This window comes from Mucilaginibacter metallidurans (assembly GCF_003286435.2).
Taxonomy (GTDB): domain Bacteria; phylum Bacteroidota; class Bacteroidia; order Sphingobacteriales; family Sphingobacteriaceae; genus Mucilaginibacter; species Mucilaginibacter gossypii.
Genome location: NZ_CP043449.1, coordinates 804,919 through 818,107, shown reverse-complemented (window position 1 = coordinate 818,107; position 13,189 = coordinate 804,919). Strand labels below are relative to the sequence as shown.

Annotated in this window: 14 protein-coding genes; 6 read left to right on the top strand and 8 right to left on the bottom strand. The window is 42.1% G+C overall.

Translation table 11 applies throughout. From position 1 onward, the window contains the following. The first annotated feature begins 8 nt into the window (after positions 1–8). Positions 9–227, top strand: coding sequence for a hypothetical protein (locus DIU38_RS03605; RefSeq protein WP_112654530.1), 219 nt, complete (start codon positions 9–11; stop codon positions 225–227). A gap of 49 nt (positions 228–276) precedes the next feature. On the opposite strand, the gene DIU38_RS03600 is transcribed toward DIU38_RS03605, so the two are convergent. The 4 genes from DIU38_RS03600 to DIU38_RS32880 form a co-directional block, all read right to left on the bottom strand. Next, entirely contained in the window at positions 277–1,701 is a 1,425-nt protein-coding gene (locus DIU38_RS03600; protein WP_112654529.1) for a COG3014 family protein, read from the bottom strand. A 63-nt stretch (positions 1,702–1,764) separates the two neighbouring features. Continuing rightward, positions 1,765–2,358, bottom strand: a complete 594-nt coding sequence (locus DIU38_RS03595; RefSeq protein ID WP_090533063.1) for a penicillin-binding protein activator LpoB — start codon at positions 2,356–2,358, stop codon at positions 1,765–1,767. A 17-nt stretch (positions 2,359–2,375) separates the two neighbouring features. Beyond that, on the bottom strand, positions 2,376–2,534 hold the full coding sequence (locus tag DIU38_RS32885) for a hypothetical protein (RefSeq protein ID WP_167516070.1): 159 nt from the start codon (positions 2,532–2,534) through the stop codon (positions 2,376–2,378). A 118-nt stretch (positions 2,535–2,652) separates the two neighbouring features. Continuing rightward, positions 2,653–2,823 (bottom strand): hypothetical protein, encoded by a 171-nt coding sequence (locus tag DIU38_RS32880; protein ID WP_167516069.1) that lies wholly within the window; start codon positions 2,821–2,823, stop codon positions 2,653–2,655. Between the two features lie 318 nt (positions 2,824–3,141). On the opposite strand from DIU38_RS32880, the gene DIU38_RS03590 reads away from it, so the two are divergent. Beyond that, the gene (locus tag DIU38_RS03590) at positions 3,142–3,627 is read left to right on the top strand and encodes a nuclear transport factor 2 family protein (RefSeq protein WP_112654528.1); all 486 of its coding nucleotides are present in this window, start codon (positions 3,142–3,144) and stop codon (positions 3,625–3,627) included. 153 nt (positions 3,628–3,780) lie between these two features. Here DIU38_RS03590 and DIU38_RS03585 read toward each other — a convergent pair whose 3' ends face one another. After that, on the bottom strand, positions 3,781–5,415 hold the full coding sequence (locus DIU38_RS03585) for an FMN-binding glutamate synthase family protein (RefSeq protein ID WP_112654527.1): 1,635 nt from the start codon (positions 5,413–5,415) through the stop codon (positions 3,781–3,783). 185 nt (positions 5,416–5,600) lie between these two features. On the opposite strand from DIU38_RS03585, the gene DIU38_RS03580 reads away from it, so the two are divergent. The 3 genes from DIU38_RS03580 to DIU38_RS03570 all read left to right on the top strand — a co-directional run bounded on the left by DIU38_RS03580 (position 5,601) and on the right by DIU38_RS03570 (position 7,832). Next, positions 5,601–6,143, top strand: coding sequence for a YceI family protein (locus DIU38_RS03580; RefSeq protein WP_090533071.1), 543 nt, complete (start codon positions 5,601–5,603; stop codon positions 6,141–6,143). Positions 6,144–6,343: 200 nt separating this feature from the next. Next, positions 6,344–7,108, top strand: a complete 765-nt coding sequence (locus tag DIU38_RS03575) for a hypothetical protein (protein ID WP_112654526.1) — start codon at positions 6,344–6,346, stop codon at positions 7,106–7,108. Between the two features lie 103 nt (positions 7,109–7,211). Continuing rightward, complete coding sequence (locus DIU38_RS03570; protein WP_112654536.1) at positions 7,212–7,832, top strand: L-threonylcarbamoyladenylate synthase; 621 nt, start codon at positions 7,212–7,214, stop codon at positions 7,830–7,832. A gap of 258 nt (positions 7,833–8,090) precedes the next feature. Here DIU38_RS03570 and trpA read toward each other — a convergent pair whose 3' ends face one another. The 3 genes from trpA to trpD all read right to left on the bottom strand — a co-directional run bounded on the left by trpA (position 8,091) and on the right by trpD (position 11,771). Then, positions 8,091–8,861, bottom strand: a complete 771-nt coding sequence (gene trpA, locus DIU38_RS03565; protein ID WP_112654525.1) for a tryptophan synthase subunit alpha — start codon at positions 8,859–8,861, stop codon at positions 8,091–8,093. Positions 8,862–8,969: 108 nt separating this feature from the next. Continuing rightward, positions 8,970–10,778, bottom strand: coding sequence for a bifunctional phosphoribosylanthranilate isomerase/tryptophan synthase subunit beta (locus tag DIU38_RS03560; RefSeq protein ID WP_112654524.1), 1,809 nt, complete (start codon positions 10,776–10,778; stop codon positions 8,970–8,972). Between the two features lie 3 nt (positions 10,779–10,781). Continuing rightward, positions 10,782–11,771 (bottom strand): anthranilate phosphoribosyltransferase, encoded by a 990-nt coding sequence (trpD, locus tag DIU38_RS03555; protein WP_112654523.1) that lies wholly within the window; start codon positions 11,769–11,771, stop codon positions 10,782–10,784. A 454-nt stretch (positions 11,772–12,225) separates the two neighbouring features. Between trpD and DIU38_RS03550 the strand changes: the two genes are divergently transcribed. Beyond that, entirely contained in the window at positions 12,226–13,170 is a 945-nt protein-coding gene (locus tag DIU38_RS03550) for an ion channel (RefSeq protein WP_112654522.1), read from the top strand. Positions 13,171–13,189: the final 19 nt, after the last annotated feature.

Below are 13,189 nucleotides of genomic sequence, written 5' to 3'. Positions count from 1 at the left end.
AATATGTGATGAAAACTATTGATGGTTCAATACACCGAAAGATTACAGAGCTGGCAATTGCAGTAGATATTTTAGTTTTTTTGAAAGCGAACCGTGAAATACTTAAATATACTGATAAAGGGGTATTTCAAGGAGATAATATTAAAGCTATTTTTGAAAAATACTTAGAAAAGTATTTAAATATCGAACCTAAACCCTATCAATATAAATTAGCCATCTGCCCTTAACAGCAAATGGCTTTTTTATTTATATAAAAATCTCAAATATTGTTGCCAGCTATCGCAAGGTAGCATAATTATAAAACTGCAACCTGCCATTCCCTTGTATAGTAATGGTTTTGGTTTCAGTAGAGCCCTGGGCATTTTTAAGGGTAATATGTACCTGGTTATCTCCTTTTTGCAAAGGGATCCGTGCATAAGAAATATAAGCTGGCAGGCTTTGCCAGTTGCGGGTATCCGCTTTTTCAGATAGTAAGCTGTAAAGCTGAATGCCATAACCAAGTCCTTCCAATAACCCGTTGGTTTTGCCATCACTTTTGGCAGCTGCACGTATCGAATATTCGGCTATCTTTTTCACCGCAAGGCGCGACAGGATCCCGCTCATCTCTTTTAATGCACGCTGCTGCAAAGTTTTAAATGCCAGCTCATTAATATCTTCAGCTTTTACCAATGACGCATCCTGGTTATTAACCGAGATACTTGCGCTTGAATAATATGGCGTTTGCGCAACATATTTAGGAAATGCAACCCGTAGGCTTTCAACCGACTTGGTGTTCACCCTGTTCCTGTCACCGTCGTAATTAAAGGGAATTACCAGGCCTCCGGCAGCATCCGTGAAAAACAAGTCGCCGTTGCTGTTACGAATCAGGCTAAAAAACAGGTCGACCTGCGTTTTTACCGGGGCAAGGCCGTTCTCCCAAAAAAATATCAGCTCACCACCGTCCGATGGTTTTACAGGTTCATATTTAATGCCAAAGGTTGTTTCAAACTGGTCAGCTTCTGTTGTAAAACCGTTCAGCTTTGCCGTGCGGATCACGTCCTCCTGCAGTTCAACGGGCATCGGGGTACCGTAATAAGTTTTATCAGGACTTTTAAGATAGATCTCAGCCGCGTTCCTGTATGATATAAATGCATTGTTTACATCGTTGTTGCTTTCGTACAACATCCCCTGCAACGTCAGCGAAAAAGCGTCGTTTGAGTAACGGCTGTCTTTATTGTTATACTTATCGCCCTGTTCCTGAGCCTGTAAAGTAATACGACGGGCTTCAACAATTGCATCCTCTGTTTTATTCAGGTACAAATAATTGAGCGCCTTATAATAATGGATCATGAACTTTTCAAAATCCTCTCCTTTATACCTTTGCGATGCGGAATTAAGCAAAACGCCAACAGCGGCGTCAGATGCGCTGGTCAAACCTTCATCAAGCAACTGATCGGCCTGGTTAAAGTAGTTGTTGCTATTTTCGTACTCGCCTTTTAAATGGCAGATCCTCCCCTTCTCCATCAGGTACAGGAGCTTATTTCGGGGCTTTTGAATCAGGCTATTATTATCAAGCTCCTTCTCAGCCTGTGGATAGTTACCGGCCGATACATTTTTGTAATAAGGAGCAACACTTTGATTATAGGTTGAACACGCCGATAAAAAAAGCATCAGCCCGATAAAAGAAAATACCCGGAGAATATGCGTACGTAAGTTGATCATTATTAAATGCAAACTGCCCCGAACACAGGCATACCATGTTCAGGGCAATGATGTTTACCAGCTTTAGTTTTTAACGTATTTGGCAATTTTCTTTTCGCCTATCCAAACCACTTCATTTGTTTGAATGTTGGTAAGCTCCAGATTTACCTGGTAGTAAACAACTTTTTGGCGTTTGTGCGAATCAACTATTGAATTGATTGAGCCCTGCAGTATATAATCGGCACCGTTTTCCAGGCCAAATTTTTTCATGCTTGATACCGTAGCGTTTGTTTGCTGATCGGCCTTTTCGGCGCGTAACTCATCACGTTTTTTACCGCCCTGCACCAAACGTACTTTTTGCGATTGGATGAATGAGCTCTCAATATCGGTTAAGAATGTTTCGGCATCAATATGTTCGTGGCTTTTATTTTGTACAAAGCCAACTATAACTACCGGGCGTTTACCCTGGTGCTCGTTAAGGTGAGTATCTATCCAATTAGCACCTAAAATTTTGCCGGTAAGCTCATCGGCTGCCATTCGTGCATCACTGTTATTCCAGTTGCCGCTAACATCAATAGTTTGGTCGGTGCTAACGCGTGTAACCTGCCTTGAACATGAGGCTATAAAAATCCCTGAAACTGCTATTGCAGCAACTGTTAAAATCCTGTTAAATTTCATTTGTAGTATATTATAAATTATGATGTGTTAGATTGAATGCTGCTTAATTTGTTACCAGCCAAAACCGATACCGATGCTTGTACGGCCACCCAGCGGCCACCATAATAGCCGCCCCAGCGATTGCCCCATCCATAGTTTAAAAATGGCGAATAAGAGTAGCCGCCATATAAGCCCATGACGGTGAATAATCATAATATCCGTTCATGCGTTCCTCATGCCGCCACGCGCGGTTTTGACGGCGGCGTTCAAGTTTGGCTTCATACCAATCGTAAGCTTTGTAAGTATTTTGTATGGTTACCCGTGCAGGCTGTTCAGGGTATCGGCAACCCTGATATATTTTGCCTGGCTTTCCATGTAGCGTGGATTTTGATCGGCAACCAGCGATGCAGTTTCCTGGGCCTTTACGGTGCCGCTAAACAAACCGCCTAAAAGCATCAAGCCTATCATAAAGATATTCCTTTTCATTGCGCTTAATTTAATAAGTAAAGTTACGTAAAATGCAGTCCAAATATTACACAGGCACCGGGCATAAACCGTTAAATTATGTTAATCGGGAGCTTTTTTACTTAATTATGAATTGCATGAGTACCATACAGTTTTTTTAACCATGAAAATGGTCTATATCATTGTCACTATCGGTCATGATAGCGCGTCATGATGATATATTTAATACATTTATATAAAGCTAAAAACAGAACGTACACAGCCGAAAACTTAGCATTCTGTTTATTAACATTATTTAATTATTTTATGTGAATTAATTATTAGACGCTCTATCATATCATGAAAAAATCAACCTATACCCTGTTTATTATTGGCTTTGCCGCAATACTGTCTGCCTCCGTTGCCAACGCGCAAACCAAGGCCTTTAAACCAAAAGACCAGCAGTTATTTAACACCATCGCACACATGGATAGTGTAATGTTCAACGCCTTTAACGGCCGTAATTTAGAAGTGATGAAAACACTGTTTGCGCCCGATGTTGAATTTTATAACGATGGTAAGGGCTTAACCGGCTATGACGGCACCATGGCCGGCTTTAAAGGAATTTTCGAGAACAAACAAGCCGCCGACCTGCGCCGCGACCTGCTTAAAGAAACGCTTGAGGTTTACCCCATGCCCGGCTTTGGCGCTATTGAAATGGGTACGCATCGTTTCACACATACCGAAAACGGCCAACCGGTAATCGGCCTGATGAAATTTGTACATATTTGGCAGTATAAGGACGGGCAATGGAAAGTGACAAGGGTAGTAAGTGTAGGACATTAATTATGCTAACAGATCCGTTAAGTGTTTTGAATTTCCCTCTCAAGCGCTGGGCTGTTGCATATAACTATATAACTCGCCGGGTCAGGCATTCGTGCTTGAACCGGCAATCGCGCCTTTTTTAATTAATATCTAATCACCAAGCCTCAAATCTCTTCAATACGAGCTCACATTGCTATAGTCAACATTTGTAATCCCACTATAATCAGGCACAAATGTATTTTCGCTGCTGATGGCCATATCAAACTCAAACGATGCCGGATAAGGTGTGTTTAACAAACTGCCTTTGGGGATGTAAGGGAACAACTCGCCATAAGTCAGGATCTGGCTGTGGTTAACACGACGGTAAATATACATGCGGTGCAGGTCGCACGGTTTGCTTAAACCCGCGGCACCTATCATCTGAATGGCGCTGCTCACCGTTTGCCGGTGGAAATTAGCCACACGTACTTTTTTATCATCCACTACCAAGCCTTTCATCAGGCTTTTATCCTGTGTAGCCACACCGGTTGGGCAGGTATTCGTATTGCATTCCAGCGCCTGGATGCAGCCAAGGGCGAACATCATGCCGCGGGCACTGTTGCACATATCGGCACCAAGGGCAAAATTTTTGACCAGGTCAAAACCCGTGGCTACTTTTCCTGATGCTATAAGCTTGATATGTTTTTTAAGATCGAACCCGGTCAGCGCATCATAAACAAAAGCCAAAGCCTCGCGCAGCGGCATCCCTACCGAGTTACTGAACTCCAGCGGGGCAGCGCCGGTGCCGCCTTCTCCCCCATCAACAGTGATAAAATCGGGAGTAATGCCTGTTTTGACCATAGCCTTGCAAATAGCTAAAAACTCGCTTTTATGACCTACACACAATTTAAATCCGATTGGCTTGCCGCCTGAAAGATCCCGAAGCTTTTGAATAAATACCATCAGCTCCAATGGATTGGTGAATGCGGTATGGTATGGCGGCGATACTACATCCTCCCCCATCTCCACCAGCCTGATCCGCGCAATTTCAGGAGTGACCTTGGCAGCGGGCAATATCCCGCCATGACCTGGCTTTGCTCCTTGCGACAGCTTGATCTCGATCATTTTCACCTGTGGAAGCACTGCGCGTTCGGCAAAGGCATCGTAGTTCATAGTACCATCCTTATGGCGGCAACTGAAATAGCCGGTGCCTATTTGCCAAATGATATCGCCGCCCGGTTGCAAGTGGTAATCACTCAATCCGCCCTCGCCGGTGTTATGGGCAAAGTTATCCAGTTTTGCACCGCCGTTAAGGGCCAGTATGGCGTTCATACTCAACGAACCAAAGCTCATGGCCGAAATATTAAATACGCTGGCCATATAAGGCTGCGTACAGGATGCCCCGCCGACCTTTACACGGGGATCCATATTTAATTTATGGTGATCAATAGCGGCGATGCTATGGTTAAGCCATTCGTAGCCATTATCATAAACATCAAGCTCGGTACCAAAGGGACGGGTGTCATCAACCTTTTTGGCTCGCTGGTAAATTACACTCCTGTTTTGACGGTTAAAGGGTGTACCGTTGGTATCGCTTTCAATAAAGTACTGGTATATTTTAGGCCTAAGTTCTTCCATCAAATACCTCAGGTGGCCAAATACAGGGTAATTGCGCACAATGCTATGCTTAGGCTGCACCATATCATAAAAACCGATAAGATATATAGGTCCAATGAACAGGAACGACCATGCAGCGGGTGGCCAGATGACAGTCCACAAAGCAAGCATACTGAATATGATAAAGAACGAAACAACGAAGAGCTTTCTCATGGATAGTTAATTTTATATGAAGCGGCTATTATGTTTGATAAAAATAGATTTATAATTTAAACAATAGGGCAAATTTGTGGTTAAGAAACTTACTCAATGTCGTTTTAAAGTCACAAAGTAAAAATAGATGTTTAAACATCTATTTTTGTGCTTATCTTTGTATCAACAAAAAAGAAATAAAAATCATGGCAACAGAAACAGCAACAAAATGGGTTATTGACCCTATGCACTCAGAAGTACAATTTAAAGTTAAACACCTGGTTATTTCAACCGTGAGTGGTTTTTTCAAAAGCTTTAACGGTGAGTTATTAACTGATAATGATGATTTTGAAAATGCTGAAATTGATTTCTCTTTAGATATCAACAGCATTGACACCAATCAGACACAACGCGACGAGCACTTGAAATCGGCCGAATTTTTTGACGCTGAAAAATATCCTCAGATCACTTTCAAATCAACTTCATTCACCAAAACTGATGATGAAGAATATGAATTGAAAGGCAACCTGACCATTAAAGATCAAACCAAACCGGTAACGCTCGACGTAGAATTTGGTGGCTCGGCTGCTGACTTTTATGGCAATACCAAAGCAGGTTTCGAGATCAGCGGTAAAATTAACCGTAAAGATTTTGGTTTAACCTGGGACGGTGTAACCGAAGCCGGGTCAATTGTAGTTGGCGAAGACATTAAATTGTTGATCAACATCCAATTCACTAAACAAGCTTAATTGTTTTAATACTGTTGCTGTGTTTTAACTTTTAAAATGCCGCTGTTGTTAAAGGATCCAAACAACACGGCATTATTGAAACAGCAAAACAGGTTAAAATTTAAATAGCAAAGCCATTCTGATTTAATCGGGATGGCTTTGTTGTTTTTAGATGGATCTTGCTTTCAATTGGTTAATTTTAAAACGAGTAACCAAGCCTTATGAAACACCTTTCAATTCTGTTCGTTATTTTACTAATATCAGCATGTACTCACCCTCAAAAGAGGAAAAAAGTAAATTCATTGGTAAACATCGTTAAAGCAGACAATACATCCCCCTCTATAAACGACACTATAAACATCAGCACTATTAAAACAGATACGATCAAATACTCAAAAAAAGAGCTAAAAAAAATTCTGTACTACGACTCCGAATTGGGTAATAAGATACCGCTTTCTCCGGATGCTACCTACAACGAGGGGCCATTAAGTAACCGTCCCAACGATACAAGTTATATAAACTACGGCAGCGAGAATGGGATGGATAATTATTATCTCTTATACGCGTATTTCCTGATGCTTAAAACCGGGAAGGAAAAATATGCGGATCAAAGAGAGAAACTGATCAAAATGTATCAGGATATAAATTTTATATATGAACAGCTGGCCGGCGGAGGTACGTATTTCGACCATCAGCAAGCACGTATATTTGGCTACGCCGAATATTCCGTTTATAAATACAAATACCATGAAGAGAATAAGGATTTTAAAAAATATAATGTAGTAAAACAAAAACAGCTTTACATCAAGCTGCTAAAACAACATATTGATGATGAATTAAATGCTATATTTTTTACTGGCGAGGAAACCCAAAAGCTTAAATTAAAAAAAGTATTGACAGAAAAGGCTGATGATATCGATCATTTAATAACAGGATATTTTTACCTGGATGAGGCCCAGGAGTTTCAAAATTCGAAATACTACTAAAGAACTAAACGGCAGTTATCAATTTCAAGTTTTACCAAATGTCAATAACCTTGATTTTCAAGCGCTTTTTAAACCAAGTAGCGCTATATTTGTTCTTATACTTATGTTAATTAAAATATATCCCGAAAACCCTAATCCAAAGGCTATTGAGCAGGTGGTTGAGGTGTTAAAAAAAGGCGGCCTCATCATATACCCTACCGATACCATTTATGGTTTGGGTTGTGACATTACCAACCACCGCGCTATTGAAGCCATTTGCAGGATCAGGAATATCAAACCCGAAAAGGCTAATTTCTCATTTATTTGCTATGATCTGAGCCATATTTCTGATTACATCAAACCGATTGATAATACTACTTTTCGCGTGCTCAAGAAAGCGTTGCCGGGGCCATTTACATTCATATTCAATGCCAGTCATATGGTTCCCAAAATGCTCAGCTCCAACAAAAAAACGGTTGGTATCAGGGTGCCCGACAATAATATAGCCCGCGAAATTGTGCGTGTGTTGGGCAATCCGATACTTTCTACATCTATTAGGGATGACGACGATATTATCGAATACTCAACCGATCCGGAGCTGATCCACGAAAAATATGAAGATCTGGTTGATATTGTAATCGATGGTGGTTATGGCGACAACATCCCATCAACGATAGTAGATTGCACTACCGGCGATTTTGATATTGTTCGTGAAGGTAAAGGCGATTTGGAGTTGTATTTGTAGAAAAGCCTTAAATATTACAGGGCATTGCACTACTATGTGAACACATCTTTAACTAAAAGAAAATGTCATTTCGATTGAGCAACTGGGCATCGGCGCTGGGGCTAAAGAGAAACCTCCTACGCCCTGTAGAGCCGTACACATGTTTTAGAACAAGGCGTATAAGATTTCTCCTGCCCCCTTCAGGCATTTTCCACAACCGGTTCGTCGAAATGACATTCGGTTTTATTCATTAATATTCATCGCCCGGTGTATATTTTTTTACGGCCTTATTCCCTTCACAAACCCCTCAATCTTATCCAGATAACCTTCCTCGCCTAAAAGCTTCACAAATTTGCTGCCTATAATTGCCCCATTGGCATAATTACATGCTTTGGCAAAGCTGCTGCTATCAGTAATACCAAAACCAATAATGGTTGGATTCTTTAGCTTCATCGCGGTAATGCGTTTGTAGTATTCTTCTACACTATCACTCAGTTTCAGGTTATAGCCGGTTATTGTTGATGACGACAGCAGGTAGATAAAGCTGTTGCTCAGTTCATCAATTTTGCGGATGCGCTCTTCAGATGTTTGCGGGGTTACCAGGAATATATTGCTCAGGCCGTTATCGATAAAATATGACGAGTACATTTTTTCATATTCATAGATCGGCAGATCGGGTACAATAATACCGTCAACACCTACCTCGGCAGCCTTTTTACAAAACCGTTCAACACCATATTGTGCAATGGGATTAAAATAGCCCATAAGCAAAATAGGAATACTTACCCTGCTGCGTAGTTCGGCAAGCTCTTCAAACAAAACTTTAAGGCTCATGCCATTTTCCAATGCTACCTCTGAGCTATGCTGAATAGTCGGGCCATCAGCTACGGGATCAGAATAAGGGAAACCTATCTCCAGAAAATCAGCACCTGATTTTTCAAGGGCTTCGGCAATATCAACTGTAGTGTTCAGCGCTGGGTAACCGGCGGTAAAGTATATAGATAACAGGTTATCGTTTTTTGATGCAAAAAGCTTGTTTAAACGGTTCATTGTATTTTATTTGTCCATGGACGATAGACCATAGTCCATGGTTTTATTTTTTACTGTTGATTTTTTTACGGCTCAGCTATGGTCTATAGACCATCAACTATGAACCACTTAATAGCCAAAATAATTAATATACGTATCTAAATCCTTATCTCCCCTGCCTGAAATACAGATCACCACATTATCGTTGGCTTCAAACTTCATTTTTTCTAACTGGGCCAAAGCATGGGCTGTTTCAATGGCCGGTATAATTCCTTCTAACTGACAGCAAAGTAAACCTGCCTGCAAAGCCTCCTCATCGGTAATACTTACGTATTGTCCGCGGCCGGTTTTAAACAAATGTGCGTGCTGCGGCCCTATACCCGGATAATCCAGTCCCGCCGAAATTGAATAAGGCTCAACCACCTGTCCGTCTTCGGTTTGCATCAATATGGTGCGACTGCCATGCAGCACCCCTTCATCGCCCAAAGCTGTTGTAGCGGCAGATTCACCACTATTTACGCCTTTACCTGCCGCTTCAACAGCAACCAGTGTCACAGCCTCATCCTCTATAAAATGATAAAACATCCCCATAGCGTTGCTGCCGCCGCCTACACAAGCCATCACATATTGCGGTAACTCCTTGCCGGTTTGCTCAAGCAACTGGGCCTTTGTTTCCTGCGATATGATAGATTGAAAACGGGCCACAATATCCGGATAAGGATACGGGCCAACTACAGAGCCGATGATATAATGTGTATCAACCGGGTTGCCTATCCAATCGCGCAGGGCCTCGTTGGTAGCGTCTTTAAGTGTTTTACTGCCAGATGTGGCGGGTACAACCTTAGCGCCAAGCATTTTCATACGGGCCACGTTTGGCGCCTGCCTTACCATGTCAATTTCGCCCATGTAAACAACACATTCAATATTCATGAGTGCGCATACGGTAGCGGTAGCCACGCCATGCTGACCTGCGCCGGTTTCGGCAATGATACGCTTTTTACCCAGGCGTTTTGCTAACAGGATCTGCCCAATGGCATTGTTAATTTTATGCGAGCCGGTATGGTTCAGGTCTTCGCGTTTAAAGAAGATGTTAGCGCCATATTTTTCCGAATACCTTTTGGCATGATATAACGGAGAAGGCCGGCCGACATAGTTTTTAAGCAGCTCATCAAACTCAGCTTTAAAATCATCGTCATTTATGATATTGAGGTATTGCTCCCTTAATTCCTCTACGTTAGGGTACAACATTTCGGGGATATATGCTCCCCCAAAATCGCCGTAATAACCTTGTTCGTTAACTCCGTATTTCATCTGTTGTGTTTTATTGTTGATGATTTTAAATGCCTCTTTTAATTTTTCGATATCCTTCAAGCCCGGCTCAATTTCAAACCTGCTGTTAAGGTCAACTCCATAAAATTGGGGATGTGTAATGTTTTTAACCTCTTTTATATTTTCAAGCCCCACCCCTCCTGATAAAAAGAAGGGAATGTCCAGTTTGTATTGATTAAGGATAGCCCAGTCAAAAGTTTTGCCCGAGCCTCCATATTCTTTTGTTTTGGTATCGAACAGGAAAAGATCGACATTGTTGGCATAATCTTTTAACTGTTCAAAATCAAAATCTTCGTTAATACCAAAAGCTTTGATCACGGTTACCCTACCTTTAAAAGCAGCGCAAAACTCCGGACTTTCATCGCCATGCAGTTGAACCGCATTAAAGCCATATTCAGTGACCAGGCGATCAATATTTTCAGAGCTTTCATTTACGAAAACGCCCGTTTTTTGGATAGAGGCGGGTATAGTTTGCAACGCATCTGCCGCCAGGTTTGCCATATAGCGTGGCGATTTGCCGTAGAAAATAAAGCCTGCATAGTCGGGCTGTAAAGCAGCAACCGCATTAATATTTTCAGGATGTTTTAAACCGCAAACCTTTATTTTCATGGTTTAGTTTTGTAATAAAGTATTAAAACTCCTCAGCGCTTTTTTGCTTAACAAGGCTTCTTCGGCTTCGTAAAAACAATCGCCAAAAGTTTTTTCAGGGCCGATGGTTTTAATGGCCAGCGCGGCGTTAGCCAATACCACGTTATTTTGGGCTGGGGTGCCTTCGCCTTTAAGCACCGAACTAAATATGGCAGCCGAAGCTGTCACAGTATCGCCGCCGATGATTTCTTTAGGATCAAGCTTTTCAAATCCGAGGTCTTCCACACTGTTGATCTTTTCACCATCTGCCGAAAAGGTCTTAAAATCGCATGTTAATGAGATTTCGTCATAGCCTTCGAGGGCGTTTATGATGGTATATTTTGCAGTTGATTTTTGGTAAAGGTAAGCGTATACCCGGGCAAGCTCCAGGTTAAACACCCCTACCAATTGATTATCGGGCTTCGCTGGGTTAACCAGAGGCCCCAGCATGTTGAAGAAGGTTTTAACACCCAGTTCCCTGCGGATAGGCGCAACGGTTTTCATAGCCGGGTGAAACAAAGGCGCGTGCAGAAAACAGATATTAGCTTCCTCGGCACTCCGTTTCAGCTTGTCAATATCGTTGGTAAACTGATAACCCAGGTACTCCATCACATTTGATGAACCGCAGCCCGATGATACCCCATAGTTACCATGCTTGGCCACCTTATACCCCGCACCCGCAACAACAAATGAAGCAAGCGTTGAAATGTTAAAAGTATCCTTACCATCGCCTCCGGTACCGCAAAGGTCAATGAGGCCATCGGTTTCCAGGTTAACGGGCAGACAAAGTTCCAGCATGGCATCGCGAAAGCCTTCCAGTTCTTCAACGGTAATGCTTCGCATACAATAGGCTGTCATGAAAGCTGCCATTTGCGCGTTATTGTACTTACCCTGCGCAATGTTTATCAAAATGCCTTTTGATTGTTCCCTGCTAAAGGTTTTGTGTTCAAAAAGATGATTAAGTATCTGTTTCATTTGCCCCCCAGCCCCCTAAAGGGGGAGTTAATTGTTAAAGTTTTGCCCCCTTTTGCCGTTACTCCCCCCTTAGGGGGCCGGGGGGCGAAGCATAAAAAAAGGGTTGCCGTATGGCAACCCTTTTGAATATATCTTTTAAACAAACATGGAATTGCCTTACGATTACTCGTTAAGCCACCACCAATTGTTGTTCAATTTTGTCATTGTTACTTGTTGGCACAAATATGTAAATAGTTTTTATAAAAACAAACAGATAGTGAAATCAATTTTGAATTAGTGAGTTAGTGATTTAAGATCAGTTAATGAATTAGTGAGTTAGCGATTTAGTGATTTAATCTGGAAAGCAATCCCAGATTACTTAAATTCGATATTTTAGCTGTTGATTTATTGGATTGGCAGTATTGCCCGTGTTCAATCAAAAATTCACTAAATCATTAACTCACTAATTAGCCCCATGGCCATACATAAAGAGAAAATTAATCCCGAAGACGATCTTGGTTTTGGTACCCAGCCGGTTATTAAAAGCCAGCCGGTCATAAATAAGGATGGCACTATCAATGTAAAACGTACCGGCCTTCCGTTTTTTACTACATCAAACAACTATCACTCGCTCATTACCATGAGCTGGCGAAAATTTTGGTTCATTGTTTTTAGCTGCTATTTTATAGTAAACATTATTTTCGCGCTCATTTATTTTTCGTTGGGGCCCGATGTACTGGACGGTAAAAGCGGCAATACCGATTTCGACCGTTTTATGGATTCGTTCTTTTTTTCGGCACAAACCATATCAACCGTAGGCTATGGCCATATTAGCCCGAGGGGCATGATTCCCAATACCATCGCCGCGCTCGAATCAATGATGGGCCTGCTGGCTTTTGCTTTGGCAACCGGTTTACTTTACGGTCGTTTTTCGCGCCCCTCGGCCAAGATCATGTATAGCCGCAATGTGCTTATCGCGCCCTATCGCGATGGCGGTAAAGGTTTGATGTTTCGCCTGGCCAACGAACGCAGAAACATCCTCATCGACCTGGAAATGGAAGTAGTTTTCAGCTATAACGACGAGGAAAACGGCAAAACCGTACGTAAATTCTTCCAGCTCGAACTGGAACGAACCCGCGTTAGTATCTTAACCCTGAACTGGACAGTAGTTCACCCGCTTGATGAAAACAGCCCGATTAAAGATATCACACCCGAGGAGCTTGAACGCAGGCAAGCCGGCCTTTCGGTAATCCTGAAAACTTTCGACGATACTTTTTCGCAAACCGTACATTCCCGTACTTCATACCAATACGACGATTTTGTATGGGACGCTAAATTTAAACCGGCCTTTGAGCGCGACGAAACAGGTCGCGTTGTATTGGATTTGAGCAGGATCAGTGCATATGAAGTCGTTCATTAGTTCACTGGTTCATTAGTGG